Below are 24,848 nucleotides of genomic sequence, written 5' to 3'. Positions count from 1 at the left end.
TACTTTAGCGCCGCTCGCTACACTGCAACAGACATATGGAGCGCAAGTCCCGTCGCTCTTGGCACGGCGTTCCGTTAAACTTGCCGGCTTTTTTGCATGGTGGGAGAGACGCATGGCGCAGCAGTACCAACCGGGGCAACGCTGGATCAGTGACAGCGAAGCGGAACTGGGGCTCGGGACCATCCTGGCATCGGATGGACGCCTGCTTACAGTGCTCTACCCGGCCACGGGCGAAACCCGCCAGTACGCCTTGCGCAATGCGCCCCTGACCCGCGTGCGCTTCGCGCCGGGCGACGAGATCACCCACTTCGACGGCTGGAAGCTGACCGTCCAGGAAGTCGACGACATCGACGGCCTGCTGGTCTATCACGGCCTCACCGCGCAGCACGAAGAACGCACCCTGCCGGAAACCCAGCTCTCCAACTTCATCCAGTTCCGCCTGGCCAGCGACCGCCTGTTCGCCGGGCAGATCGACCCGATGAACTGGTTCGGCCTGCGCTACCACACCCTGCAACACCAGAGCCGCCTGCTGCAGTCCTCCCTCTGGGGCCTGGGTGGCGCCCGCGCACAACCCATCGCCCACCAGCTGCACATCGCCCGTGAAGTGGCCGACCGCGTCGCCCCGCGCGTGCTGCTGGCGGACGAAGTGGGCCTGGGCAAGACCATCGAGGCCGGCCTGGTGATCCATCGCCAGCTGCTCTCGGGCCGCGCCAACCGCGTACTGATCCTGGTGCCGGAGAACCTCCAGCACCAGTGGCTGGTGGAGATGCGCCGCCGCTTCAACCTGCAGGTCGCCCTGTTCGACGCCGAGCGCTTCCTCGAGAGCGACGCCAGCAACCCCTTCGAGGACGCGCAACTGGCGCTGGTCTCCCTGGAGTGGCTGAAGGACAGCGAGAAGGCCCAGGACGCCGCCTTCGCCGCCGGCTGGGACCTGCTGGTGGTGGACGAAGCCCACCATCTGGTCTGGCACCCGGAACAGGCCAGCGATGAATACCGCCTGGTGGAGCAACTGGCCGAGGTCATCCCCGGCGTGCTGCTGCTCACCGCCACCCCGGAACAGCTGGGCCAGGACAGCCACTTCGCCCGTCTGCGCCTGCTCGACCCGGCGCGCTTCCATGACCTGGAAGCCTTCCGCGCCGAAAGCGCCAACTACAAGCCGATCGCCGAAGCGGTGCAGGAGCTGCTGGACCAGGGCCGCCTGTCCCCCGGCGCCCACGCCACCATCTCCGGCTTCCTCGGTGCCGAGGGCGAAGCCCTGCTGGCCGCCGTCACCGATGGCGACAGCGAAGCCGCTGCGCGCCTGGTGCGCGAGCTGCTGGACCGCCACGGCACCGGCCGCCTGCTGTTCCGTAATACCCGCGCCGCCGTGCAGGGCTTCCCCGAGCGCAACCTGCACCCCTACCCGCTGCCGAGCCCCGTGGAATACATGGAGCTGCCGGTGGGCGAGCACCCCGACCTGTACCCGGAAGTCAGCTTCCAGGCGCAGCAGGAAAGCGGTGATGAAGCCGAGCGCTGGTGGCGCTTCGACCCCCGCGTCGAGTGGCTGATCGACACCCTGAAGATGCTCAAGAAGTTCAAGGTGCTGGTGATCTGCGCCCACGCCGAGACCGCCCTGGACCTGGAAGACGCCCTGCGCGTGCGCTCCGGCATCCCTGCCACCGTGTTCCACGAAGGCATGAGCATTCTCGAGCGCGACCGTGCGGCGGCCTACTTCGCCGACGAGGAGTTCGGTGCCCAGGTGCTGATCTGCTCCGAGATCGGCAGCGAAGGCCGTAACTTCCAGTTCTCCCACCACCTGGTGCTGTTCGACCTGCCGGCCCACCCGGACCTGCTGGAACAGCGCATCGGTCGTCTCGACCGTATCGGCCAGAAGCACACCATCCAGCTGCACGTGCCCTATCTGGAAACCAGCCCGCAGGAGCGCCTGTTCCAGTGGTACAACCAGGCCCTCAACGCCTTCCTCGCCACCTGCCCCACCGGCAACGCCCTGCAACAGCAGTTCGGCCCGCGCCTGCTGCCGCTGCTGGACGGTGGTGACGACGAGCAATGGCAGGCCCTGGTGGACGAGGCCGAAGCCGAGCGCAAGCGCCTGGAAGGCGAACTGCACGCCGGTCGCGACCGCCTGCTGGAACTCAACTCCGGCGGCACCGGCGAAGGCCAGGCCCTGGTGGAAGCCATCCACGAGCAGGACGACGAGTTCGCCCTGCCCATCTATATGGAAGCGCTGTTCGACGCCTTCGGCATCGACAGCGAGGACCACTCCGAGAACGCCCTGGTGCTCAAGCCGGGCGAGAAGATGCTCGACGCCGGCTTCCCCCTGGGCGACGACGAAGGCGTGACCATCACCTACGACCGCAACCAGGCGCTGTCCCGCGAGGACATGCAGTTCCTCACCTGGGAACACCCCATGGTGCAGGGCGGCATGGACCTGGTGCTGTCCGGCTCCATGGGCAACACCTCGGTGGCGCTGATCAAGAACAAGGCGCTGAAACCCGGCACCGTGTTGCTGGAGCTGCTCTACGTCAGCGAAGTGGTGGCACCCCGCTCCCTGCAACTGGGCCGCTACCTGCCGCCGGCCGCCCTGCGCTGCCTGCTCGACGCCAACGGCAACGACCTGGCCAGCAAGGTGGCCTTCGACACCCTCAACGACCAGCTGGAAAGCGTGCCGCGTGGCAGCGCCAACAAGTTCGTCCAGGCCCAGCGCGATGTGCTCTCGACCCAGATCCACGCCGCCGAAGCGAAGATCCGCCCACGTCACGAAGCCCGCGTGGCCGATGCGGTGAAACGCCTGACCGCCGAGCTGGACGAGGAGCTGGCGCGCATGATCGCCCTCAAGGCCGTCAACCCCAGCGTCCGCGACAGCGAGATCGACGCCCTGCGCAAGCAGCGTGACGACGGCCTGGCGCTGATGGAAAAAGCCGCCCTGCGCCTGGAGGCGATCCGCGTGCTGGTAGCGGGTTGACCGAGGTTCGCGGGAAATGAAAAAGCGCGCTTCGGCGCGCTTTTTCTTTGCCCTACATAACCGCTTCGGCGCCTGTAGGCTGGTCATCTCGTAGGATGGGTAGAGCGAAGCGAAACCCATCGAGCGGAGTTACAGGAAGGGCCCTGCGCCAGGGTTCATCGCGAATGAATTCGCTCCCACGCCGGCTAGACGGCATTCAGGGAACGCCGCCCTTATCCACAAGACATAGGCCTCAGGCCGGCACCGCATTGACGCTGCCCGTCTCCAGCCCCGCGCGCATGCTGCGGGCATCGCGGCCGAAGCAGCGGGCGGCCTGGAACAGCGCCAGCATGGTCAGGCCCAGGGCCACGGGGATCAGGTACATGGCGTCGTGCAGGCCGATGGCCTTGAACTGCTCGGTCATCTCGCTGGCACCGGCGGCGTACATCGCAGCGTGGGCGAAGTGGTCGGAGAGCAGGCCTACGACCACCGGGCCGAGGCCGCCGCCGAGCAGGTAGAGGCCGGCGAAGAACAGCGCCATGGCGGTGGCCCGCAGGCGCGGTTCGATCACGTCCTGGATGGCGGTGTAGACGCAGGTATAGAAGGTGTAGGCGAACAGCCAGCCGATGCTGAACACCCCCACGAACAGGCCGATCTCGATGCGCCCGGAGAACAGCGCGAAGCCGGTGGCGAGTGTGGCGACCAGCATGCTGCCGGTGGCCAGCAGCAGGCGCCCGCGCTCGGATTTCTCGTGGGCCTTATCCGCCAGCCAGCCGCCGACGGTGAGGCCGATCAGCCCGGTGACGCCGCAGATAATCCCGGTGGCCACGGCCGCGCTCTGCAGCGGCAGCAGGAAGTAGCGTTGCAGCATCGGCACCATGAAGGAGTTGCAGGCGTAGGTGGCGAAGTTGAAGGTGAGGCCCGCCAGGGTCAGCCACCAGAAGGTGCGGATGGCCAGGACCCTGCGCAAGGGTTTATCCACAGGCGAGAGGTCGACCTTGACCGACTCCGCCGCGCCACGGGCCGGTTCCTTGATGAAGAACATGAACAGCGCCAGGATCAGCCCCGGGAGGGCGGCGATGACGAAGGGCGCGCGCCAGCTGCCGAAGGCCTGGACCATGGCGCCGATGGTGAAGAAGGCCAATACCAGGCCCAGTGGCAGGCCGAGCATGAAGATGCCCATGGCGCGGGCGCGCTTGTTGGCCGGGAACAGGTCGCCGATCAGCGAGTTGGCGGCCGGCGCGTAGCTGGCCTCACCGATGCCGACGCCCATGCGGATCAGCAGGAAGCTCCAGAAATTCCAGGCCAGGGCGTTGACCGCCGTGAGGCCGCTCCACACCGCCAGGCCCCAGCCCATGATCTTCTTGCGCGAGCCGGTGTCGGCCATGCGCCCCAGGGGCAGGCCGGCGATGGCATAGACGAGGGTGAAGGCGGTGCCGATCAGGCCGAGTTGGAAGTCGCTGAGGCTCCACTCATGGCGCACCGGCTCGATGATGATGGCCGGGATGGTGCGGTCGAAGAAGTTGAACAGGTTGGCAAGGAACAGCAGGAACAGAACGCGCCAGGCGTTCGCCGCCTGGGGGGAAGGCTGCAAAGGCTGCATGGGGTCGGTCTCGATTGTTGTTATTTGCCGGGCAAACCGCCTGCCGGGCTTGTAAGCCGCAATCTAGACCTTGCGGACCGTTCCTGTCTGCGAACATTCGCCAGCTTTATGTAGGACAATCCAACACTTCCGCCGAATCGTCCTGCTCACAGGCTTCCGCTCCGAACGGAGCGGTGAACCGGCCCGCTACCCCAGAGCCCCTCAGCGGGCCTTGAACGCGGGCAACCAGCCGAGCGACTCCCCGGTCGGCTTGCCCGGCCGGTATTCGGCGGCCAGCCAGCCGGCGTAGCCGCTCGCGTCCAGTGCATCGAGCAAGGGCGGGAAATCCGTCGCCCCCGAGCCCGGTTCGCCACGGCCGGGACTGTCGGCGAACTGCACATGGCCGATGCGCCCGGCCAGCAGGCGGATGCCGGCGGCCACGTCCAGCCCCTGGCGGGCCATGTGGTAGAGGTCGAACTGGGCGGCGAAGTTGGGCCGGTCGACGGCGCGCACCAGCTCATCCAGGTGCTCCGGCGTGTTGATCAGGAAGCCCGGCATGTCGATGGGGTTGATGGCCTCGGCCAGCACCTGGATACCCAGCGGGTGCAGGGTGTCGGCGGCCTTGCGCAGGTTGGCCACCAGGGTCGCCAGCGCGGTGTCGCGCTCCAGCCCCTCGGCCAGGCGGCCGGGCAGCACGTTGACGAACAGCGGGTTGACCACCGCCGCGTAGGCGTAGACCTGGCGCAGGGCGGCGTCGAACTCGTCCTGGCGCGACGGTACCGCCGCCAGGCCCGGGCCGCCCTGCAGCAGGTCGGCGGCGGGCAGGTTGATCAGCAACAGCGGCAGGCCGGCCTGCTCCAGCGCAGCCTTCAGCTCGCCGGCCGGCAGTTCGTAGGGGAACTGGATTTCCACGGCCTCGAAGCCCGCCTGCGCGGCGGCGCCGATGCGCTCGATCAGCGGCACCTCGGTGAACAGCATGGACAGGTTGGCGGCGATCTTCATGCCTGCTCCTCGCGGTACATCTCGACCAGGGTCGCCGGGTCACGCGCCAGGTTGCCCTGGCTGCCGTGCAAGCGCATCAGTTGCGCGGCCAGGCCGCTCATGGGCGTGGCGCTGCCCTCCTCGCGGGATAACCGGGTGGCGGTGTCCAGGTCCTTGAGCAGGGTGCGTACGTGCCACTTGATCGGCTCGAAGCGGCTCTCGGCCATCTGCGGCGCGAGGATCTGCAGGGGCTTGGAGTCGGCGAAGCCACCCGCCAGCGCCGGGGCCAGCAGGCTGGCATCGACACCGGACTTCTCCGCCAGGGCCACCACTTCGGCGATGACCAGGGCATTGCAGGCGACGATCATCTGGTTGCACACCTTGGTCACCTGGCCGGCACCCACATCGCCCATGCGCGTCAGGCGCTGGCCGAGGTGGGCGAGGACCGGGCGTACCCGCTCGACATCCTCCACCCGGCCGCCGGCCATGATCGCCAGGGTGCCGGCTTCGGCACCGGGGGTGCCACCGGAGACCGGCGCGTCCACCCAGCGCATGCCGCTGCGGCGCTCCAACTCGGCGGCCATCTCGCGGGTGGCGGCGGGCTCCAGGCTGGAGAAATCCACCAGCAACTGACCGGGCTTCGCGCGTTCGACGATGCCGCCAGGGCCGAAGACCACCTCGCGCACCACCGCCGTATCGGCCAGGCAGAGCATGACGATATCGGCGCTGCCGCAAAGTGCAGCGGGGCTGTCGACACGGCGAGCGCCGAGGGTTTCGAGCGGCGCGCATTTGTCGGGGCTGCGGTTCCACACCGACAACGGGTAGCCGGCAGCGAGCAGGCGGCGGGTCATGGGCAGGCCCATCAGGCCGATGCCGGCGAAGGCGATGCTGGGGAGGGTCATGGAGGGCTCCGGAAAAACGGGGAGCCCAATCTAAACCCAACGGTCAACGCGTGCACGCACCGGAAAAGGTAAAGGGGTGCCGCCCACCACTCGCCACGCACCACAAGGAGGCAACGGGTAACACTGCGCTCCATATAAGGGCATAAGAAACCCCCAAGGCCCGTCCTTGAGCGGGGGCTCGAACGCTGGCAGTGCGCCCGATCAGGCGCCGGAATGCGGGACATGCCCCCGAATATCGCATCGGGCGCGGCGGGTCAGGGGATTAGAAAGGCGGGATCGAGCAGGGAGGCATTCCCGAACGGAGTCGTCCGCGCGGGAATGCCAGGGGGATCAGTGCCGGGTCGGCGCCTCGTCGCGCTCCTGGACCAGCACCCAGGGCGCCACCACCACGGCCCACAGCTTCGGGTTTCGTGCCAGCAGGTCCTCGGCACGGCTCTCCTCGACCTTGGCTAGGCTGCCGGCGCCCAGCAGCTGGGCCACCTTGGGCTTGTCGTCCTCGGCCACCGCCAGGGCGACGCCGACCAGATCCTCCGCGCCCTCGACCCAGAGCAGCGCGCCCCGTGCGAAGAAGGGCTGCAGCTCCTCCCAGGCGATGGCGGCGGTCTCGCCGAGCAGCTTGGCATAGAGGGTGCTTGATGAATCGTTCATGGCTTGCTCTGAGTGGAAAGGTAACGGTTGCAGGGCGGGCAATGATAACGCCGGCCATCTTGTTCACAAGTCCAGCCTGACGCCTCCCGCTCACTCCAGGGCACGCCGTTTTTCTATACGTTTGTTGCGATTTAGCGACATAGGAACATTCCGCCCCCATGCGTCGGCTTTTCAAGCCGCAAATCGGCACTCTACACTGTACCGGTACAGTTGCCGCGGGATATGGCGGGGTGGTTCAAAGGACCCTGTCCTGTAGGCAATCAGGACAAAAACAACGAAAAACATAAGAGTGGAGCACTATGAACAAGGCTACCAAGCAGATTTCCAAACTGTTCGCCGCTATGGCCCTCGCCGGTGTTGCCAGCTACTCCGTAGCCGCCGACACCATCAAGATCGCCCTGGCCGGCCCGGTGACCGGTGCTGTTGCCCAGTACGGTGAGATGCAATTCATCGGCGCCAAGATGGCGATCGAGCAGATCAACAAGGCTGGCGGCGTGAACGGCGCTCAACTGGAAGGCGTGGTCTACGACGACGCCTGCGACCCGAAACAAGCGGTCGCCGTAGCCAACAAGATCGTCAACGACGGCGTCAAATACGTTGTTGGCCACCTCTGCTCCAGCTCCACTCAGCCCGCGTCCGACATCTACGAAGACGAAGGCATCCTGATGATCACCGCGGCGTCCACCAGCCCGGAAATCACCTCCCGTGGCTACCAGCTGGTGTTCCGCACCATCGGCCTGGACAGCCTGCAGGGCCCGACCGCCGGCAACTTCATCGCTGACCACATCAAGCCGAAGACTGTCGCCGTCATCCACGACAAGCAGCAGTACGGCGAAGGCATCGCCACTGCCGTGAAGCAGACCCTGGAAGCCAAAGGCGGCAAGGTCGCCCTGTTCGAAGGCATCAACGCCGGCGACAAGGACTTCTCCGCCCTGATCGCCAAGCTGAAGCAAGCCAACGTCGACTTCGTCTACTACGGCGGCTACCACCCGGAACTGGGCCTGCTGCTTCGCCAGTCGGCTGAGAAAGGCCTGAAAGCCCGCTTCATGGGTCCGGAAGGCGTAGGCAACAAGGAAATCTCGGCCATCGCCGGCCCGGCCTCCGAAGGCCTGCTGGTCACCCTGCCGAAATCCTTCGACCAGGATCCGAAGAACCAGGCCCTGGTAGATGCCTTCAAAGCCAAGAACGAAGACCCCACCGGCCCGTTCGTATTCCCGGCCTACGCCGCCGTGCAAGTCATTGCCGAAGGCATCAAGAAAGCCGGCGAAGACGACACCGCCAAAGTGGCCGCAGCCCTGCGCGCCAACAGCTTCGCCACCCCCACCGGCAACCTCTCCTTCGATGAGAAGGGCGATCTGAAGGACTTCAGCTTCGTGGTTTACGAATGGCACAAGGACGGCACCAAAACCGAAGCCAAATAAGCTTCCCGCCTTAAGCCCAGAGCCCACTGCACCCGCAGTGGGCTTTGTTTATCCGAGTTTTACGGGCTCCGCTGCGCCACAAGCGCCGCTTTACGTGATGCCCGAGGAGTTGGGGAATGCCTGATCTCTATCACTACCTGCAACAGCTGGTTAACGGCCTGACCGTTGGCAGTACCTATGCCTTGATCGCCATCGGCTACACCATGGTCTACGGCATCATCGGCATGATCAACTTCGCCCATGGCGAGGTTTACATGATTGGCTCGTACGTGGCCTTCATCGTAATCGCCGGACTCACCATGTTCGGCATCGACAGCCTGCCCATCGTCATGATCGCGGCCTTCTCCGCGAGCATCATCGTCGCCAGTGCCTACGGTTACAGCATCGAACGGGTGGCCTATCGCCCGCTGCGCGGCAGCAACCGGTTGATTCCGCTGATCTCCGCGATCGGCATGTCGATATTCCTGCAGAACGAGGTGTTACTCGCGCAGGACTCCAAGGACAAAGCCATCCCCAACCTGATTCCGGGGAACTTCGTGTTCGGTGAAAGCACCATGAACGGGGTGACCATCTCGTACATGCAGGTGCTGATCTTCGTCGTCACCTTCCTGGTGATGATGGGCCTGACCATGTTCATCTCCCGCTCGCGCCTCGGCCGTGCCTGCCGCGCCTGCGCGGAAGACATCCGCATGGCCAACCTGCTGGGGATCAACACCAACAACATCATCGCCCTCACCTTCGTCATCGGCGCCACCCTGGCCGCCGTCGCCGCGGTGCTGCTGGGCATGCAGTACGGCGTGATCAACCCGCACCTGGGCTTCCTCGCCGGCATCAAGGCCTTCACCGCTGCGGTACTCGGCGGCATCGGCAGCATCCCGGGCGCCATGCTCGGCGGCCTGGTCCTCGGCGTGGCCGAAGCCTTCGGCGCCGACATCTTCGGTGACCAGTACAAGGACGTGGTGGCCTTCAGCCTGCTGGTCCTGGTGTTGCTGTTCCGACCCACCGGCATCCTCGGTCGTCCGGAGGTCGAAAAAGTATGATCACCCAGAAATCCCTCAAGACCGCGTTCTTCAGCGCGCTGCTGGTGCTGGCCGTCGCCTACCCGGTGATGGGCCTCAAGCTCAGCACCGTGGGCATCAGCCTGCAGGTGCAGGGCGCCAGCCCCGCCGTGCTCTGGACCATCGCCGGTTGCGCCATCGCCATGTTCTTCTGGCAGTTGTTCCGCACCCGCCTGACGAGTGCCCTGGAAAACGCGCCGAAGCTGCCGAAGCTTTCCAGCAAGACCAGCAACTTCCTCACCCTCCCCTCCACCCAGCGCTGGATCATCCTCGGCCTGGTGGTGGTCGCCCTCGCCTGGCCGTTCTTCGGCTCCCGCGGCGCGGTGGACATCGCCACCCTGATCCTGATCTACGTGATGCTCGGCCTCGGCCTGAACATCGTGGTCGGCCTCGCCGGCCTGCTGGACCTGGGCTACGTGGGCTTCTACGCCGTGGGCGCCTACAGCTACGCGCTGCTGTCGCACTACTACGGCCTGGGCTTCTGGGTATGCCTGCCGATCGCCGGCCTGATGGCGGCCTTCTTCGGCTTCATCCTCGGCTTCCCGGTGCTGCGCCTGCGCGGTGACTACCTGGCCATCGTGACCCTTGGCTTCGGCGAGATCATCCGCATTCTCCTGCGCAACCTCACCGAGATCACCGGCGGCCCCAACGGCATCAGCAACATCGAGAAGCCGAGCCTGTTCGGCCTCTCCTTCGAGCGCCGCGCGGCCGAAGGCATGCAGACCTTCCACGAGTACTTCGGCATTGCCTACAACTCGGTGAACAAGGTGGTGTTCCTCTACCTGATCGCCCTGCTGCTGGTGCTGCTGACCCTGTTCGTGATCAACCGCCTCCTGCGCATGCCCATCGGCCGTGCCTGGGAAGCGCTGCGTGAAGACGAGATCGCCTGCCGCGCACTGGGCATGAACCCCACCATCATCAAGCTCTCCGCATTCACCCTGGGCGCCTGCTTCGCCGGTTTCGCCGGCAGCTTCTTCGCCGCGCGCCAAGGCCTGGTGACCCCGGAGTCCTTCACCTTCATCGAGTCGGCGATCATCCTCGCCATCGTCGTGCTGGGTGGCATGGGGTCGCAGCTGGGGATCATCCTCGCCGCGATCGTGATGATCCTGCTGCCGGAACTCGCCCGTGAATTCAACGAGTACCGCATGCTGATGTTCGGCGCCCTGATGGTGCTGATGATGATCTGGCGTCCGCAGGGCCTGCTGCCCATGCAACGTCCCCACCTGGAGCTGAAGTGATGAGCCGCCCGATCCTGGAAGTAAGCGGCCTTTCCATGCGTTTCGGCGGCCTCCTGGCCGTCAACGGCGTGGCACTGTCCGTCCAAGAAAAACAGGTGGTCTCGATGATCGGCCCGAACGGCGCCGGCAAGACCACCGTGTTCAACTGCCTGACCGGCTTCTACCAGCCCACCGGCGGCAGCATCCGCCTCGACGGTGAGCAGATCGAAGGCCTGCCGGGCCACAAGATCGCCCGCAAGGGCGTGGTGCGTACTTTCCAGAACGTCCGCCTGTTCAAGGAAATGACCGCTGTCGAGAACCTGCTGGTCGCCCAGCATCGTCACCTCAACACCAATTTCCTTGCCGGCCTGTTCAAGACCCCGGGCTTCCGCAAGAGCGAGCGCGAGGCCATGGACTACGCCGCGCACTGGCTCGAGCAGGTCAACCTGACCGACGTCGCCAACCGCCCGGCGGGTACCCTCGCCTACGGCCAGCAGCGTCGCCTGGAAATCGCCCGTTGCATGATGACGCGCCCGCGCATCCTCATGCTCGACGAGCCGGCCGCCGGCCTCAACCCGCGCGAGACCGAGGACCTCAAGGCCCTGATCGCCCTGCTGCGCAACGAGTACAACGTCACCGTGCTGCTGATCGAGCACGACATGCACCTGGTGATGAGCATTTCCGACCATATCTACGTGATCAACCAGGGCACCCCCCTGGCCGACGGTACGCCGGAGCAGATCCGCAGCAACCCGGATGTGATCAAAGCCTATCTGGGGGAGGCCTGAGCCATGCTGAGTTTCGACAAGGTTTCCACCTTCTACGGCAAGGTCCAGGCGCTGCACGACGTCAGCATGGAAGTGAGCAAGGGCGAGATCGTCACCCTGATCGGCGCCAACGGTGCCGGCAAGTCGACCCTGCTGATGACCCTCTGCGGCTCGCCGCGCGCCGCCAGCGGCAGCATCCGCTACCTGGGCGAGGAACTGGTCGGCCAGGAATCCAGCGACATCATGCGCAAGAGCATCGCGGTGGTGCCGGAAGGCCGCCGCGTGTTCGCCCGCCTGACCGTCGAGGAGAACCTGGCCATGGGCGGGTTCTTCACGCCCAAGGGTGATTACGACGAGCAGATGGACAAGATCCTCGGCCTCTTCCCGCGCCTCAAGGAACGCTTCGAGCAGCGCGCCGGCACCATGTCCGGTGGCGAACAGCAGATGCTCGCCATCGGCCGCGCGCTGATGAGCAAGCCGCAACTGCTGCTGCTCGACGAACCCTCCCTGGGCCTGGCGCCGATCATCATCCAGCAGATCTTCGACATCATCGAACAGCTGCGCCGTGATGGCGTGACCGTGTTCCTCGTCGAGCAGAACGCCAACCAGGCGCTCAAGCTCGCCGACCGCGGCTACGTGCTGGAGAACGGTCGCATCGTCATGCAAGGCACCGGCGAAGCACTGCTCACCGACCCCAAGGTGCGCGACGCCTACCTGGGCGGCTGATCCCCGCGGCAATACGACAACGGCCCCTTTCGGGGCCGTTTTCATTGGTGCCGGAAACAACGGCCGGGAGCCGCACCGCAGGTTGGCGCCGAGCGCAGCGAGGCCCGACATCGCACTGCCCGGCCCCTCTGCGCTGGGTTTCTCAGACGTAGGATGGGTCGGGCGGCGTTCCGCGAGCGCAGCGAAACCCATGCTGAGCAGGAGCCCTCTACAGCTCCAACCTGTCCAGCGCCCGACGGCTGCGCTCGAACCAGTCCAGCAGGTAGTCCATCAGCACCTGGGTGCGGCGGGGCAGGCCGCCCTGGTAGGGATGCACGAGGAACACCGGCGATTGCCGGGTCTGGTAGCCACGCAACAGCCACTGCAGGCGGCCGTCGGCCAGTTCGTCATGGAGCATGTAGGACGGCAGCCGGGCGATGCCGGCCCCGGACAACGCCGCCTTCTTCAGCAGGCTGTAGTGATTGCTCGCCAGGTTGCCGGCCACGCTGACCCGCTCCAGCTGGTGCTGGCGGTGGTAGAGCCATTCTTCAAAGCCGGCGTAATGGGTGTTGAGCAGGCACTGGTGCCCGGCCAGGTCCGCCGGTGCCTGGGGCTCGCCATGGCGGGCCAGGTACGCGGGCGCGGCGCAGGTGATCTCCTCCAGGGAGAACAGCGGCCGCGCCACCAGGCGCTCGTCCAGGTGCGGACCGGAGCGCACCCCCAGGTCATAGCCCTCCCCCACCAGGTCGCGGTAGCTGTTGCTCAGGTCCAGCTCCACCCGCACGTCGGGATGACGGCGGGTGAACTCCAGCAACAGCGCATCGAAGAAGGTCTCGCCCAGGGACACCGGCACCGTGATGCACACCCGCCCACTGATGTCTTCCTGCAGGCGCTGCACCGCCTGGCGCGCCCGAGTGGCCTGGGCCAGCAGCGCCTGGGCCTCGGGCAGCAGCGCGGCGCCGGCGGCGGTAAGGTCCAGCCGTCGCGTGGTGCGATGCAGCAGGGTGGCGCCGAGGCCCTGCTCCAGCTGGCGCATGCGCTTGGACAACTGCCCCTTGCTGCAGCCCAGGCGCTCGGCGGCGCGGGTGAAGCTGCCCGCCTCCAACAGCACGGCGAAGGCCGCCAGGTCATCCATCTCACTCATGGGAGCCCCTCACTGTTTCCATATGAGAACCACAGATTTCCGATTGCCTGGATTATCGACAACAAAAGCGACTCTACACTGGCTTCAGTCATCCACACACGCAGGAATCGAACCCATGAAGATCATCCTCATCGGCGCCAGCGGCACCATCGGCCAGGCCATCGACAACGAGCTCAAGGAACGCCACGAGATCATCCGCGTCGGCCACAGCAGCGGCGACTTCCAGGTGGACATCCGCGACGCCGCGTCGATCCGCCGCCTGTTCGAGCAGACCGGCCGCTTCGATGCGCTGATCAGCGCCACCGGCAAGGTGCACTTCGGCGCGCTGGCGGAAATGGGCGAGGCGCAGTTCGCCGTGGGCCTGGCGGACAAGCTGATGGGCCAGGTGAACCTGGTGCTGATCGGCCGCGAGTTCGCCAACGACGGCGCCTCCTTCACCCTCACCTCGGGCGTGCTCAGCGACGACCCGATCCGCGCCGGCTCCTCGGCGAGCATGGTCAACGGTGCCCTCGACAGCTTCGTGAAAAGCGCCGCCATCGAGCTGCCCCGCGGCCTGCGCATCAACAGCGTCAGCCCCACGGTGATCGAAGAGGCCCTGCCCTCCTACGGCCCCTTCTTCCGTGGCTACAAGGCCGTGCCGGCCGCCGTCGCCGCCCTGGCCTATGCGAAGAGCGCCGAGGGCGCGCAGACCGGCCAGGTGTACCGCGTCTGGTAAGGCTCAAGCCTCGCCGGCGTAACACACCGGCGAGCTGGACGGGCCTTCGCGGTCCAGTTCCTCCTCGAGGAACTCGGCCAGCACCCGGGCGTTGTTGGCCTGCTCCTCGCGGGCGGCGAACAGCAGCGTGAGGGTGCCCTGCCGGGCCATCTGCAGCAGCCCCTGCCAATGCTCGGGGTGGGCGGCCAGCTCACCGCGATAGCGCAGGCGGAACTCCTCGAACAGCGCCGGATCGTGGCAGAAGTCCCGGCGCAGCTCGGCCGAAGGCGCCACCTCGCGCAACCAGGCGTCGAGCCCCAGCGCCTCCTTGCGGCAGCCCCGGGGCCACAGCCGGTCCACCAGCACCCGCTGGCCGTCGTCGTCCCGCTTCTCCTCGTACACCCGCCTGCACTGGATCATCCTGCTTCCCCGCCCTTGAGATCACCGATGCGCCCCGGTAACGTGGCCGCTCCCTTCAGGAGGCCCACCGATGCGCGTTGTCCGTCCACTGCTTTTCAGTCTGCTCCCCCTCTTCGCCGGCTGCCAGATGCTCGCCACCGAAGACGCACCCGCGCCCCTGGCGCCACGCACCCAGGGTGAGCTGAGCGCCGACGCCGGCCACCTGCTGTTCCGCCCCTGCTCCGAGCAGCGCCGCTTCGTGGTCGCCGACAGCGGCGCCACCGGCATCCTCCAGGAAGCCGCCACCCTGCTGGACGATGGCCCCGGCCCGCTGTTCGTCGACCTGCGCGGCAACCTCGGCGCCAGCAAGGGCGCCGACGGCCAGATGGACGTCACCCAGCTCTACCGCCTGCAGCGCGAAGGCCATGGCTGCGAAGACCTCAACTTCAAGCGCCTGCTGCTGCGCGCCAGCGGCCACGAGCCGGAGTGGAACATCAACGTCAACGCCAAGGGCCTGGTGCTGGAGCAGCTCGGCCAGGAGCCCGTCGCCCTGCCCTACATGGAAGAACAGCTGCCCGACGGCCGCTTCAACCTCACCAGCGAAGCCAACGGCAAGCGCGTGGAGCTCTGGGTCGCCCCGCAGCGCTGCGTCGACGCCATGAGCGGCTCGGTGCAGCACCTGACCGCCGAATTGCGCCTGGACGGCAAGCCCCTGCGTGGCTGCGCCTACTTCGGCGGCTCGCGCAACGAGTGAGCCCCTGCCCGGCCGACCCCGGCCGGGCCGCTTTCCCGCTGTACACTCGGCCGCCATAACCGGGCGGTCGGGGCGCGCCACCGGCGGCGACCTCCTAAGCTTGTCCATGGACAAGCACAAGGAGAACGACATGCTGCGCATCGCATTGAACGGATATGGCCGCATCGGCCGCGCCCTGGTCCGCGCCCTCTTCGAAAGGGGCCTCGACGCCCGCGTACGGATCGAGGCGATCAACGACCTCGGCGACGCCGCCACCCTCGCCCACCTGACCCGCTTCGACTCCACCTTCGGCCGCTTCGCCTGCCCCGTGAAGCTCAACGGCGATTGCATGGACATCGGCCTGCAATCCATCCGCCTGCTCGCCCAGAGCGACCCGGTACGCCTGCCCTGGAGCGAGCTGGGCGTGGACCTGGTGGTGGAATGCTCCGGCCGCATGAAGAGCCGCGAACAGGTGGAACGCCACCTCGCCGCCGGCGCCCCCCGGGTGCTGCTCTCCCACCCGCTGGACAGCGCCGACCTGACCCTGGTCTACGGCGTCAACCATGGGCTGCTGGGCGAGCAGCGCATCGTTTCCAACGCCTCCTGCACCACCAACTGCTTGGCGCCCCTGGCCCAGGTGCTGCACCAGGCATTCGGCATCCGCAGCGGCCTGGTGACCACGGTGCACGCCTACACCAACGACCAGAACCTGCTGGACAAGACCCACGACGATCTCTACCGCGCCCGCGCCGCCGCCCTGTCGATGATCCCCACCGCCACCGGGGCGGCGCGGGCCATCGGCCTGGTCATCCCCGAGCTGGCCGGGCGGCTGGACGGCATGGCGGTGCGGGTGCCGACACCCAACGTATCGCTGGTAGACCTGAGCTTCATCGCCGAGCGCCCGGCCACCCGCGAGGCGGTCAACGCCGCCCTGCGCGAAGGAGCCGCGCGCATGCCTGCGGGGGTGATGGAGTGCAACGAAGAGGCCTTGGTGTCCGTGGACTTCAACGGCCACCCGGTGTCCTGCGTGGCGGACCTCGCCCACACCCGCGTGCAGGGCGACCTGGTCAAGGTGCTGGCCTGGTACGACAACGAATGGGCCTTCGCCAACCGCATGCTGGACGTGATGCTGGCCTGGCTGGAGCGCTAAGCCTCAGTCCAGCCGCAGGTGACAGAGCGTCGTGCGCCGCGAACCGGTGGCACGGCGCTGCGGGTCATCGAAGGTGCGCACCTCGCGGAAGCCCGCCTTGCGCATCATCCCTGCCGAGCCCGCGTTCTCTTCGTGACGCTCGATATAGACATCCCCCACGCCCTGCTCCGCCAGGCGCTCGACCACTGCCCGCAGCATGCGCGAGCCCAGGCCGCGCCCGGCCAACTCGCGGTGCACCACCGCCTCGCAGACATAGGCGCGGGGCGAGTCATCGCGGCCAGCCTCCTGGTGCTCGGCGAAGCCGGTGCTGAAGTAGAAGGTGATGAAGCCGGCCAGCAAACCTCGCTCCTCGGCCAGCAATGCCTGCACGCGGCCATCGGCGATACCGGCCAGGTGCTCGTGCACTTCGTCTTCCGGGAGGAAATTCCAGGGGTTGGGGCCGTGCTCGAAGATGAAGGCGGCCATCGCCTCGATATCCCCAGCCCGCGCGGTGCGCAGCTGCACGCCGTCATCCAGGCTCACAGGCCCGCCACCTGGATCGAATCGGGCAAGGCCGCGCCTTGCTCCGCGCAGGCGGCGATGGCCGCCACCAGGGGCTCCAGGGTGTAGCCCTGGGACTGCAGCCAGGCGTCGTCGTAATAGGTGGTGGCGTAGCGCTCGCCGCCATCGCAGAGGATCGCCACCACCGAGCCCTTCTCCCCCGCCGCGACCATGCGCAGCCCCACCAGCAATGCACCCACCAGGTTGGTGCCACTGGAGCCGCCCACGCGGCGGCCCAGGCGCTGGGCCAGGTAGTGCATGGCGGCCAGGGACAGGGCATCGGGCACCTTGGCCATGGCATCGATCACCTGGGGCAGGAAGGAGGCCTCCACCCGGGGACGGCCGATGCCCTCGATGCGCGACCCCAGCTCCAGGGTCAGGCTGCGGTCGCCACTGCGGTAGCTGTCGAAGAACACCGAGCGTTCGGCGTCGGCGCAGAACACCCGGGTGCAGTGCTGGCGATAGCGCACGTAACGGCCCAGGGTCGCCAGGGTGCCGCCGGTACCGGGGCTGGAGACCAGCCAGGCCGGCTCGGGGAAGTGCTCGTGGCGCATCTGCTGGAAGATCGACTCGGCGATGTTGTTGTTGGCCCGCCAGTCGGTGGCGCGCTCGGCGTAGGTGAACTGGTCCATGAAGTGGCCGCCGCTCTCGCGGGCCAGGCGCTCGGACTCGGCGTAGATCTGCGTCGGGTCGTTCACCAGGTGGCTCCTGCCGCCGTAGAAGGCGATCTGGGCGATCTTCTCCGGCGAGGTGGTGGCGGGCATCACGGCGATGAAGGGCAACCCCAGCAGGCGGGCGAAATAGGCTTCGGAGATCGCCGTCGAGCCGCTGGACGCCTCGATCACCGGCGCGCCGGCCCTGAGCCAGCCGTTGCACAGGGCATAGAGGAACAGCGAGCGCGCCAGCCGGTGCTTGAGGCTACCGGTGGGGTGGCTCGACTCGTCCTTGAAGTACAGCTCGATGCCCGGCAGGCCGGGAAGCGACAGGGGGATCAGGTGGGTGTCGGCACTGCGCTGGAAGTCCGCCTCGATGATGCGGATGGCTTCCTGGGTCCAGGTGCGGGGGTCGTTCATGTCAGCCTCTTCTCAATCCAGGATGCCGGCGGGGGCCGGCGGAGCGTTGCGCCATTGGCTCAGGGCCACCCCGGCGAACACCAGGGCGGCAGCGCCCAGCTGCATGGGGCTGAGGCGCTCATCCAGCAGGAGCATGGCGAAGATCAGGGTGAACACCGGAATCAGGTTGATGAACCCCGACGCCTGGCTGGCCGGCAGGCGGCCCACCCCGAAGTTGTACAGGCCATAGGCGCCGACGGTGACGACCACGCCCAGGTAGACCATGGCGCCGATAGCCAGCGCGCTGGGCGATTCGGGCAGGGGCGCCGAGAGCGCCGCCACCGGCAGGAAGAACAGCGCGCCGATGAAGGCCTGCATCGCCGTCAGCAGGAACACCGAATAGCGCGCCGACAGGTGCTTGAGCAGCAGGGTGTAGCCGGTGGCGCAGACCATGGCGAGGAATTCGTAGAAATTGCCCAGCAGGGGCGCCGAGGCGTGGGGGTCCGCCTCGCTGGCCAGGCTCAGCCACACCGCGCCGGCCACCGCCAGGAGGAAGCCCAGCAGGGTGGTGCGGGTGATGCATTCACGGAGGAAGACGTAGGCGCCGACGGCCACCAGCAGGGGCAGCAGCGCGGTGATCATGCCCGCCTGGGCGGCGCTGGTGTGCTGCAGGGCCAGGGCTTCGAAGATGAAGTACAGGCAGGGTTCGCAGGCGGCCAGGCCAAGGAAGTATTTCCAGTCGCCAGGCCGTGGATCGCAGTCACCGCGCCAGCGCCAGGCGAGCAGGAAGATCAGGCTGCCCAGGGCCATGCGCGCGAAGATCACCCACATGGGCGCGACCTCGCGGAAGGCGAGCTTGAGGGCGATGAAGGAACTGCCCCACAGGGCCATGGCCAACACCAGGCAGGCGACCGCCACCCAACGACCTTGCTGCGCCATCGACTGCCTCCGGGGAAAACCCAAGTCTAGGCGCCAGGACGGCGCCGCGACAGGCACAGCGGGGCGATGAAACTGTTACTGCTCCCAGGGTTTGCCGCGGGTCTTGCGGGTCAGCGGCAGCTGCTGCAGCACCGCCGCCTTGGCCAGCATGTAGGCGCTGACCGGGGCGCTGATGAAGAGGAACAGACTGATCAGCAGCTCATGCACGCTGAGCCCCTCGCGGGTCGCCGAGAAGTAGATCAGCGAGGCCACCACCAGGCTGCCGACACCCAGGGTGGTGGCCTTGGTCGGCCCGTGCAGGCGCATGAAGAAGTCCGGCAGGCGGAACAGGCCGATGGCGCCGATCAGCACGAAGGCGGCGCCGAGCAGGAGGAACAGCGAGATGAGGATCTCGACCCACAGGGCCAGGGGCTCGGCGTTCATTCGATGATGTCTCCTCGCAGCATGTACTTGGCCACCGCCACGGTGCCGACGAAGCCGAGCACGGCGATCAGCAGCGCCACTTCGAAGTAGAGGTTGGTGCCCTGCCAGATGCCCAGCAGCATGAGCAGGGCGATGGCGTTGACGTAGAGGGTGTCCAGGGCCAGCACCCGGTCGGGCAGGCAGGGGCCGCGCACCAGGCGTGCCAGGGTCAGCAGCAGGGCGATGACCAGCAGCACGAGGCACAGCGGGATCACGTAGGCGAGCATGGGAAGACCTCCTTCAGGGGCGCCTCGTAGCGCGACTTGATCTCGGCGATCAGCGCGGCGTCGTCCGGTACGTCCAGGGCGTGCACGAGCAAGGTCCGGCGATCGGCCGAAAGGTCGGCGGAGACCGAGCCCGGGGTCAGCGAGACCACGCACACCAGGATGCTGATTGCCATCTCGTTATCCAGGTCGATGGGCACCTCGACGAAGGCCGGGCGCAGCCGCTGCAGCGGACCCAAGGTCTGCCGCGCGACATGGAAGTTGGCCACCAGGATGTCCCACATCACCAGCAGCACGAAGCGCACCAGGCGCGTCGGGTGCCACTCCCGGGGGCGGTCGATCATCAGCGGGTTGCACAGCAGCGGAATGGCCACGCCGAGCAGGCCGCCGAGCAGCCAGTGGCCGAAGGCGATGGAGTCCGCCAGCAGCAGCCACACCAGCAACAGCAGCAGGCTCATGGTGGGGTGTGGCAATAGACGGCGGATCATCGGGCCGCTCCTGGCAGGCTCACCTGCCGGTAGAGGTCGACATCATGCAGCTGCAGGGCGGTGGCCTGGACGTAGTCCAGCAGCGGCGCGGCGAAGCCCACCAGCAGCACGGCGGTGGCCAGCAGCGCCAGGGTAGCCAGCAGGCGGCCACGGTCCAATTCGGCGCTGCCGAGCCTGTCGTTGCCGACCCGCCAGAACAGCGTGCTGCCGGCGCGGCTAAGGGCGATGAGGCCGAGCAGGCTGCCGCCCAGCAGCGCCGACCACAGCAGCGCCGCCTGCATGCCGGGCGCCACCGCCTTGAGCAGCAGCACCTTGCCGATGAAACCGGACAGGGGCGGCAGGCCGGCCACGGCGATGGCGGCGAAGAAGAAGGCACCGCCCAGCAGGTGCGGGTTCATCAGCGCTGGGCCCTGCACCAGCAGGCCGGCCTTGTCGCCGCGCTGGCGGGCGATCAGGTCGGCGAGCAGGAACATCCCGCCGGCCACCCAGGTGCTGTGCAGCAGGTAGAACAGCGCGGCGGCAAGGGACTCGGGTGTCCCCAGGGCCACGGCGGCCAGCAGGGTGCCGGCGGAGAGCAGCACCAGGTAGGCCACCAGCCCCTGCAGGCGGTCGGCGGCCAGGGCACCGATGGCGGCCAGCGCCATGGTGGCCAGGGCCAGGGGCCAGAGCCAGTCGAGGGCGAGATCGGCCAGCTGCCCGGCACCGGCGCCGAACACCAGCAGGTAGACGCGGACGATGGAGTAAACGCCGACCTTGGTCATGATCGCGAACAGCGCCGCCACCGGCGCACTGGCAGCCGAGTAGGCGCGTGGCAGCCAGAAGTGCAGCGGCAGCAGTGCCGCCTTGAGGGCGAACACAACCAGCAGGAGCAGCCCGGCGGCAGCCAGCAGCGGCGCGCTGTCGGCATCGGCCAGGGCCACCTTGTTGGCCAGGTCGCTCATGTTCAGGGTGCCGGTGATGCCGTAGAGCACGCCGACGGCGATCAGGAAGAACGCCGAGCCCACCAGGTTGAGCACCACGTAGTGCAATCCGGCACGCACCCGCTCCGCACCGCCGCCGTGGAACAGCAGCGCGTAGGAGGCGATCAGCATGACCTCGAAGAACACGAAAAGGTTGAACAGGTCACCCGTCAGGAAGGCGCCGTTGATGCCCAGCAGCTGGAACTGCAGCAACGCATGGAAGCGCAGGCCACGGCGGTCGTCGCCACGAATGGCATAGAGCACCACGGCGCTGCCGAGCACGGCGGTGGCCAGCAGCATCAGCGCGGCGAAGCGGTCCAGCAGCAGGACGATGCCGAACGGCGGCTGCCAGCCCCCCAGGGCATAGACCTGCAGCTGGCCGTCGTCGGCGCGGGCCATCAGCACCAGCGCCAGGGGCACCAGGGCCAGGGTGGCGAGCACCGAGATGGCGCGCTTGAGCCGCTCCAGGGAGGGCAACATCAGCAGCAATGCCCCGGCGAACATCGGAATCAGGATCGGCAGGATGGACAGGTGACTCATCGCCCCTCCCCGTCCGCGCGGCCATCCACGTGGTCATTGCCCAGCTCGCCCACGCCGCGCAGCGCCAGGGTCACCACGAAGGCGGTCATGGCGAAGCCGATGACGATGGCGGTGAGCACCAGCGCCTGGGGCAGCGGGTCGGCGTACTGGCCGCCGCTGCCGATCACCGCCGCGTCGCCGGCCAGGCGGCCCATGGCGAAGAGGAACAGGTTGACGGCGTAGGACAGCAGGGTCAGCCCCAGTACCACGGGGAAGGTGCGCGCCCGCAGCAGCAGGTAGATGCCGCTGGCGGTGAGCAGGCCAAGGGTGACGGCGAACAGGGCCTCCATCAGTGGATCTCCTCGGTGATTGGCGGGTGCAGGCTGAGCTTGCCGAGGCCGGCCAGCATCAGCATCACGGCTCCGACCACGGCCAGGTATACGCCCAGGTCGAAGAACAACGCGGTGGCCAGCTCGATCTCGCCCACCAGCGGTAGGTGGAAGTGATCGAAGGCCGAGGTCAGGAAGGGGGCGCCGAACACCAGGCTGCCCAACCCGGTGAGACCGGCGATCATCACCCCGGCACCGGCCAGGCGCTGGTAGCGCAGCGGCCGGCGCTGCTCGACCCAGGCCGAACCGGTGGCGATGTACTGCAGGATCAGCGCGGAGGCGGTGATCAGCCCAGCGATGAAGCCACCGCCAGGCAGGTTGTGCCCACGCAGGAAAATGAAGGCGGACACCAGCAGCGCCAGAGGCAGCAGCAGGCGCGACAGGGTCTCGAGGATCAGCGGCCGGCTGGAGCGCGCCCAATTGCGGCCCTGGGGATCGCAGGTGGGGTTGGTCAGGCGCAGGCCGGACAGCAACGCATGCACGCCCACTGCGGCGATGGCCAGTACGGTGATCTCGCCCAGGGTGTCGAAGCCGCGGAAGTCCACCAGTATCACGTTCACCGCGTTGTGGCCGCCGCCACCGCTCACCGCGTTCTCCAGGAAGAAGTCGGCGATGGTCTGGTAGGGCCGAGTCAGCACCCCGTAGGTCAGCAGCCCCACCACACCGCCGCCGCCTAGAGCCAGCAGCAGGTCGCGGGTACGCCGGCCCAGGGTGCTTTCGTTCTGCGTGCGCGAAGGCAGGTAATACATGGCCAGCATCAGCAGGACCATGGTCACCACTTCCACCGAGAGCTGGGTCAGCGCCAGGTCGGGGGCGGAGAAGCGAGCGAAAGCCAGGGCCACCAGCAGGCCGCCGACGCCGAGGATCAGCAGGGCCACCAGGCGCTGGCGATGGAACACGGCGGTGAGCACGCCCGCCACCGACAGCACCAGCATGCCCACCACGCTGGCGCCATCGAGCGGTATCGCCGGGCGCGAGCCGGTCAACTGCGCCAGGGGCCAGAGCGACACGGCCACCACCACCACTGCCGCGAGCAGCAGCAGAGCCAGGTAGCGCTGTTGCGAGCCGTTCTCCAGGCTGGCGGTCAGGCGGGTGGCGCCCCGCACCAGGCGCTGCATAACCCCCTCGAACACCAGCTTGGCATCGGCATCCGGCAAGCCGGCGTACCAGCGGAACAGCGGCTTGCGCGCGATATAGAGGAGCACACCGCCGACCAGGGCGATGCAGCTCATCGCCAGCGGCAGGTTGAAGCCGTGCCAGATCGCCAGGCTGTACTCGGGCAGCTCGCCACCCAGGCTGGCGCTGGCGGCCACCGCCAGCAGCGGCGCCACGGTGAAGTTGGGCGCCATGCCCACCAGCACGCAGAGCGCCACGAGGATTTCCACCGGCACCTTCATGTAGCGCGGCGGCTCGTGGGGCGGGAACTTCGGCAACGGCTTGGGCTCGCCATTGAAGAACACGTCATGCACGAAGCGCAGTGAATAGGCCACCGAGAACACGCCCGCCAGGGTCGCGCCCAGCGGCAGCAGCCAGTGCAGGCCGCCGGCCATGTCCTGACTGAGGGCCTCGCCGAAGAACATCTCCTTGCTGAGGAAGCCATTGAGCAGCGGCACCCCAGCCATCGCCAGGGACGCCACCATCGCCAGCACTGCGGTGTGCGGCAGGTAGCGCCACATGCCGTTGATCAGGCGCATGTCGCGGCTGCCGGTCTCGTGGTCGATGATCCCCGCCGCCATGAACAGCGAGGCTTTGAAAGTGGCGTGGTTGATGATGTGGAACACCGCCGCGACGTTGGACATCGGCGAGTCGAGGCCGAACAGCAGGGTGATCAGGCCCAGGTGGCTGATGGTCGAGTACGCCAGCAGGCCCTTGAGGTCATGCTGGAAGAGCGCCATCGTCGCGCCCAGCAGCAGGGTCGCCAGGCCGCTGATGCTCACCAGGTAGAACCACCAGTCGGTGCCGGCCAGCGCCGGGTAGAGCCGCGCAAGGAGGAAGACGCCGGCCTTGACCATGGTCGCCGAGTGCAGGTACGCGGACACCGGGGTCGGCGCCGCCATCGCGTGGGGCAGCCAGAAGTGGAAGGGGAACTGCGCGGACTTGGTCAGCGCGCCCAGCAGCACCAGGCACAGCAGCACCGGATAGAGCGCGTGGGCACGGATGCGGTCGCCCGCAGCCAGCACGTCGCTCAGCTCGAAGCTGCCGGCCACGTGGCCCAGCAGCAGGATGCCCGCCAGCAGCGCCAGGCCTCCGGCGCCGGTCACCGTCAGCGCCATGCGCGCCCCCTTGCGGGCATCCGAGCGATGGCCCCAGAAGCCGATCAGCAGGAAGGACGACAGGCTGGTGGCTTCCCAGAACACCAGCATCAGCAGCAGGTTCTCCGAGAGCACCACACCGAGCATCGCGCCCATGAACAGCTGCAGGAAGGCGAAGAAGCGCCCGATGGGTTCGCGCTCGGACAGGTAGTAGCGGGCGTAGAGGATGACCAGCAGGCCGATGCCGAGGATCAGCAACGCGAAGAGAAAACCCAGGCCATCCAGGCGCAGGCTGAAGTTCAGGCCCAGCCCCGGCAACCAGGGCAGCATCAGCTTCAGGGTTTCCCCACCCAGCACGGCGGGGGCCTGCATCAGCAGCAGGATCAACCCGGCCAGCGGCGCGAAGGCAGCCGCCAGCGACGCCTGGTTACGTCCCAGGCGTTCGGCGAGCAAAGGCAACAGAGCGCCCAGAAAAGGCAGCGCGACAATCAGCGCCAGAAACATCGATGACCCTCCCAAACTAGGCCCCGTCCAGCGCTGAAGTCCGGCAAGGCGAAAACTCGACGATTATCCATAACTATCGATTGCCGGACATGCATTGAATTATTTCAAAAAACTAGCGAAACCCGTCTCCCTGAAACGACGACGGCTACCCCATGAGGGGCAGCCGCGTTGGGAAGGC

General features: G+C 67.3%; 24 protein-coding genes. 9 read left to right on the top strand and 15 right to left on the bottom strand.

Translation table 11 applies throughout. The features are described 5' to 3' along the window. Nucleotides 1-112: 112 nt before the first annotated feature. Nucleotides 113-2,962 (top strand): RNA polymerase-associated protein RapA, encoded by a 2,850-nt coding sequence (gene rapA, locus ACXI0U_RS04550; RefSeq protein ID WP_479549826.1) that lies wholly within the window; start codon nt 113-115, stop codon nt 2,960-2,962. A 232-nt stretch (nt 2,963-3,194) separates the two neighbouring features. On the opposite strand, the gene ACXI0U_RS04545 is transcribed toward rapA, so the two are convergent. The 4 genes from ACXI0U_RS04545 to ACXI0U_RS04530 form a co-directional block, all read right to left on the bottom strand. Beyond that, nucleotides 3,195-4,535: a spinster family MFS transporter gene (locus tag ACXI0U_RS04545; RefSeq protein ID WP_479550027.1), complete on the bottom strand. Its 1,341-nt coding sequence runs from the start codon at nt 4,533-4,535 to the stop codon at nt 3,195-3,197. A 210-nt stretch (nt 4,536-4,745) separates the two neighbouring features. Continuing rightward, complete coding sequence (locus ACXI0U_RS04540) at nt 4,746-5,525, bottom strand: hydroxypyruvate isomerase family protein (protein ID WP_479549825.1); 780 nt, start codon at nt 5,523-5,525, stop codon at nt 4,746-4,748. Beyond that, the gene (locus ACXI0U_RS04535; protein WP_043242781.1) at nt 5,522-6,406 is read right to left on the bottom strand and encodes an NAD(P)-dependent oxidoreductase; all 885 of its coding nucleotides are present in this window, start codon (nt 6,404-6,406) and stop codon (nt 5,522-5,524) included. The genes ACXI0U_RS04540 and ACXI0U_RS04535 overlap by 4 nt, the downstream gene beginning before the upstream one ends. Nucleotides 6,407-6,736: 330 nt before the next feature. Then, a complete protein-coding gene (locus tag ACXI0U_RS04530; RefSeq protein WP_479549824.1) occupies nt 6,737-7,054 on the bottom strand; it encodes a DUF2288 domain-containing protein in 318 nt (105 codons plus the stop codon). 299 nt (nt 7,055-7,353) lie between these two features. Between ACXI0U_RS04530 and ACXI0U_RS04525 the strand changes: the two genes are divergently transcribed. The 5 genes from ACXI0U_RS04525 to ACXI0U_RS04505 all read left to right on the top strand — a co-directional run bounded on the left by ACXI0U_RS04525 (nt 7,354) and on the right by ACXI0U_RS04505 (nt 12,243). Beyond that, on the top strand, nt 7,354-8,475 hold the full coding sequence (locus ACXI0U_RS04525) for a branched-chain amino acid ABC transporter substrate-binding protein (protein WP_021219241.1): 1,122 nt from the start codon (nt 7,354-7,356) through the stop codon (nt 8,473-8,475). Nucleotides 8,476-8,591: 116 nt separating this feature from the next. Further along, on the top strand, nt 8,592-9,515 hold the full coding sequence (gene livH / locus ACXI0U_RS04520; protein WP_021219240.1) for a high-affinity branched-chain amino acid ABC transporter permease LivH: 924 nt from the start codon (nt 8,592-8,594) through the stop codon (nt 9,513-9,515). Beyond that, nucleotides 9,512-10,771, top strand: coding sequence for a high-affinity branched-chain amino acid ABC transporter permease LivM (locus ACXI0U_RS04515; RefSeq protein WP_021219239.1), 1,260 nt, complete (start codon nt 9,512-9,514; stop codon nt 10,769-10,771). The genes livH and ACXI0U_RS04515 overlap by 4 nt, the downstream gene beginning before the upstream one ends. Continuing rightward, the gene (gene livG / locus ACXI0U_RS04510) at nt 10,771-11,538 is read left to right on the top strand and encodes a high-affinity branched-chain amino acid ABC transporter ATP-binding protein LivG (protein ID WP_021219238.1); all 768 of its coding nucleotides are present in this window, start codon (nt 10,771-10,773) and stop codon (nt 11,536-11,538) included. Before ACXI0U_RS04515 ends, livG begins: the two co-directional genes overlap by 1 nt. A gap of 3 nt (nt 11,539-11,541) precedes the next feature. Next, nucleotides 11,542-12,243, top strand: coding sequence for an ABC transporter ATP-binding protein (locus ACXI0U_RS04505; RefSeq protein WP_021219237.1), 702 nt, complete (start codon nt 11,542-11,544; stop codon nt 12,241-12,243). A gap of 208 nt (nt 12,244-12,451) precedes the next feature. On the opposite strand, the gene ACXI0U_RS04500 is transcribed toward ACXI0U_RS04505, so the two are convergent. Next, nucleotides 12,452-13,366, bottom strand: a complete 915-nt coding sequence (locus ACXI0U_RS04500; RefSeq protein WP_479549823.1) for a LysR family transcriptional regulator — start codon at nt 13,364-13,366, stop codon at nt 12,452-12,454. 115 nt (nt 13,367-13,481) lie between these two features. Here ACXI0U_RS04500 and ACXI0U_RS04495 point away from each other — a divergent pair, with 115 nt between their 5' ends. Continuing rightward, nucleotides 13,482-14,081: a short chain dehydrogenase gene (locus ACXI0U_RS04495; RefSeq protein ID WP_043242784.1), complete on the top strand. Its 600-nt coding sequence runs from the start codon at nt 13,482-13,484 to the stop codon at nt 14,079-14,081. A 3-nt stretch (nt 14,082-14,084) separates the two neighbouring features. Here the strand turns inward: ACXI0U_RS04495 and ACXI0U_RS04490 are convergent, their stop codons facing one another. Next, a complete protein-coding gene (locus ACXI0U_RS04490) occupies nt 14,085-14,480 on the bottom strand; it encodes a DUF488 domain-containing protein (protein WP_031287611.1) in 396 nt (131 codons plus the stop codon). Nucleotides 14,481-14,550: 70 nt separating this feature from the next. Between ACXI0U_RS04490 and ACXI0U_RS04485 the strand changes: the two genes are divergently transcribed. Both ACXI0U_RS04485 and gap read left to right on the top strand, forming a co-directional pair. Beyond that, nucleotides 14,551-15,213, top strand: a complete 663-nt coding sequence (locus ACXI0U_RS04485; protein WP_021219233.1) for a COG3650 family protein — start codon at nt 14,551-14,553, stop codon at nt 15,211-15,213. A 130-nt stretch (nt 15,214-15,343) separates the two neighbouring features. Continuing rightward, a complete protein-coding gene (gap, locus tag ACXI0U_RS04480; RefSeq protein WP_423728857.1) occupies nt 15,344-16,342 on the top strand; it encodes a type I glyceraldehyde-3-phosphate dehydrogenase in 999 nt (332 codons plus the stop codon). 3 nt (nt 16,343-16,345) lie between these two features. Here the strand turns inward: gap and ACXI0U_RS04475 are convergent, their stop codons facing one another. The 9 genes from ACXI0U_RS04475 to ACXI0U_RS04435 all read right to left on the bottom strand — a co-directional run bounded on the left by ACXI0U_RS04475 (nt 16,346) and on the right by ACXI0U_RS04435 (nt 24,670). Beyond that, on the bottom strand, nt 16,346-16,858 hold the full coding sequence (locus ACXI0U_RS04475) for a GNAT family N-acetyltransferase (protein ID WP_374982001.1): 513 nt from the start codon (nt 16,856-16,858) through the stop codon (nt 16,346-16,348). Nucleotides 16,859-16,860: 2 nt separating this feature from the next. Beyond that, nucleotides 16,861-17,955, bottom strand: a complete 1,095-nt coding sequence (locus tag ACXI0U_RS04470) for a PLP-dependent cysteine synthase family protein (RefSeq protein ID WP_271660327.1) — start codon at nt 17,953-17,955, stop codon at nt 16,861-16,863. Between the two features lie 12 nt (nt 17,956-17,967). After that, on the bottom strand, nt 17,968-18,873 hold the full coding sequence (locus tag ACXI0U_RS04465) for a DMT family transporter (protein WP_479549822.1): 906 nt from the start codon (nt 18,871-18,873) through the stop codon (nt 17,968-17,970). A gap of 75 nt (nt 18,874-18,948) precedes the next feature. Continuing rightward, nucleotides 18,949-19,296, bottom strand: coding sequence for a Na+/H+ antiporter subunit G (locus ACXI0U_RS04460; protein ID WP_184491429.1), 348 nt, complete (start codon nt 19,294-19,296; stop codon nt 18,949-18,951). Next, on the bottom strand, nt 19,293-19,562 hold the full coding sequence (locus ACXI0U_RS04455) for a K+/H+ antiporter subunit F (RefSeq protein ID WP_021219227.1): 270 nt from the start codon (nt 19,560-19,562) through the stop codon (nt 19,293-19,295). The genes ACXI0U_RS04460 and ACXI0U_RS04455 overlap by 4 nt, the downstream gene beginning before the upstream one ends. Continuing rightward, on the bottom strand, nt 19,547-20,047 hold the full coding sequence (locus tag ACXI0U_RS04450; RefSeq protein ID WP_263401074.1) for a Na+/H+ antiporter subunit E: 501 nt from the start codon (nt 20,045-20,047) through the stop codon (nt 19,547-19,549). Before ACXI0U_RS04450 ends, ACXI0U_RS04455 begins: the two co-directional genes overlap by 16 nt. After that, nucleotides 20,044-21,546, bottom strand: coding sequence for a monovalent cation/H+ antiporter subunit D (locus ACXI0U_RS04445; protein ID WP_479549821.1), 1,503 nt, complete (start codon nt 21,544-21,546; stop codon nt 20,044-20,046). Before ACXI0U_RS04445 ends, ACXI0U_RS04450 begins: the two co-directional genes overlap by 4 nt. Next, nucleotides 21,543-21,875, bottom strand: a complete 333-nt coding sequence (locus tag ACXI0U_RS04440; protein WP_021219224.1) for a Na+/H+ antiporter subunit C — start codon at nt 21,873-21,875, stop codon at nt 21,543-21,545. Before ACXI0U_RS04440 ends, ACXI0U_RS04445 begins: the two co-directional genes overlap by 4 nt. Then, a complete protein-coding gene (locus tag ACXI0U_RS04435; RefSeq protein WP_479549820.1) occupies nt 21,875-24,670 on the bottom strand; it encodes a monovalent cation/H+ antiporter subunit A in 2,796 nt (931 codons plus the stop codon). The genes ACXI0U_RS04440 and ACXI0U_RS04435 overlap by 1 nt, the downstream gene beginning before the upstream one ends. Nucleotides 24,671-24,848: the final 178 nt, after the last annotated feature.

This window comes from Pseudomonas sp. C9D1 (genome assembly GCF_056491235.1).
The sequence above is the reverse complement of the archived record's forward strand: the minus strand, read 5'-3'. Positions and strand labels throughout refer to the sequence as shown.

Excerpts from the sequence above, each read along its gene's own strand:
- ACXI0U_RS04470 (WP_271660327.1), bottom strand. The coding sequence starts at position 17,955 with ATGAACGACCCCCGCACCTGGACCCAGGAAGCCATCCGCATCATCGAG.
- ACXI0U_RS04515 (WP_021219239.1), top strand. The coding sequence starts at position 9,512 with ATGATCACCCAGAAATCCCTCAAGACCGCGTTCTTCAGCGCGCTGCTG.
- livH (WP_021219240.1), top strand. The coding sequence starts at position 8,592 with ATGCCTGATCTCTATCACTACCTGCAACAGCTGGTTAACGGCCTGACC.
- ACXI0U_RS04455 (WP_021219227.1), bottom strand. The coding sequence starts at position 19,562 with ATGCTCGCCTACGTGATCCCGCTGTGCCTCGTGCTGCTGGTCATCGCC.
- ACXI0U_RS04450 (WP_263401074.1), bottom strand. The coding sequence starts at position 20,047 with ATGATCCGCCGTCTATTGCCACACCCCACCATGAGCCTGCTGCTGTTG.
- ACXI0U_RS04530 (WP_479549824.1), bottom strand. The coding sequence starts at position 7,054 with ATGAACGATTCATCAAGCACCCTCTATGCCAAGCTGCTCGGCGAGACC.
- ACXI0U_RS04495 (WP_043242784.1), top strand. The coding sequence starts at position 13,482 with ATGAAGATCATCCTCATCGGCGCCAGCGGCACCATCGGCCAGGCCATC.
- ACXI0U_RS04505 (WP_021219237.1), top strand. The coding sequence starts at position 11,542 with ATGCTGAGTTTCGACAAGGTTTCCACCTTCTACGGCAAGGTCCAGGCG.
- ACXI0U_RS04525 (WP_021219241.1), top strand. The coding sequence starts at position 7,354 with ATGAACAAGGCTACCAAGCAGATTTCCAAACTGTTCGCCGCTATGGCC.
- ACXI0U_RS04500 (WP_479549823.1), bottom strand. The coding sequence starts at position 13,366 with ATGAGTGAGATGGATGACCTGGCGGCCTTCGCCGTGCTGTTGGAGGCG.
- rapA (WP_479549826.1), top strand. The coding sequence starts at position 113 with ATGGCGCAGCAGTACCAACCGGGGCAACGCTGGATCAGTGACAGCGAA.
- livG (WP_021219238.1), top strand. The coding sequence starts at position 10,771 with ATGAGCCGCCCGATCCTGGAAGTAAGCGGCCTTTCCATGCGTTTCGGC.
- ACXI0U_RS04440 (WP_021219224.1), bottom strand. The coding sequence starts at position 21,875 with ATGGAGGCCCTGTTCGCCGTCACCCTTGGCCTGCTCACCGCCAGCGGC.
- ACXI0U_RS04535 (WP_043242781.1), bottom strand. The coding sequence starts at position 6,406 with ATGACCCTCCCCAGCATCGCCTTCGCCGGCATCGGCCTGATGGGCCTG.
- ACXI0U_RS04435 (WP_479549820.1), bottom strand. The coding sequence starts at position 24,670 with ATGTTTCTGGCGCTGATTGTCGCGCTGCCTTTTCTGGGCGCTCTGTTG.
- ACXI0U_RS04460 (WP_184491429.1), bottom strand. The coding sequence starts at position 19,296 with ATGAACGCCGAGCCCCTGGCCCTGTGGGTCGAGATCCTCATCTCGCTG.
- ACXI0U_RS04445 (WP_479549821.1), bottom strand. The coding sequence starts at position 21,546 with ATGAGTCACCTGTCCATCCTGCCGATCCTGATTCCGATGTTCGCCGGG.
- ACXI0U_RS04490 (WP_031287611.1), bottom strand. The coding sequence starts at position 14,480 with ATGATCCAGTGCAGGCGGGTGTACGAGGAGAAGCGGGACGACGACGGC.
- gap (WP_423728857.1), top strand. The coding sequence starts at position 15,344 with ATGCTGCGCATCGCATTGAACGGATATGGCCGCATCGGCCGCGCCCTG.
- ACXI0U_RS04485 (WP_021219233.1), top strand. The coding sequence starts at position 14,551 with ATGCGCGTTGTCCGTCCACTGCTTTTCAGTCTGCTCCCCCTCTTCGCC.
- ACXI0U_RS04540 (WP_479549825.1), bottom strand. The coding sequence starts at position 5,525 with ATGAAGATCGCCGCCAACCTGTCCATGCTGTTCACCGAGGTGCCGCTG.
- ACXI0U_RS04465 (WP_479549822.1), bottom strand. The coding sequence starts at position 18,873 with ATGGCGCAGCAAGGTCGTTGGGTGGCGGTCGCCTGCCTGGTGTTGGCC.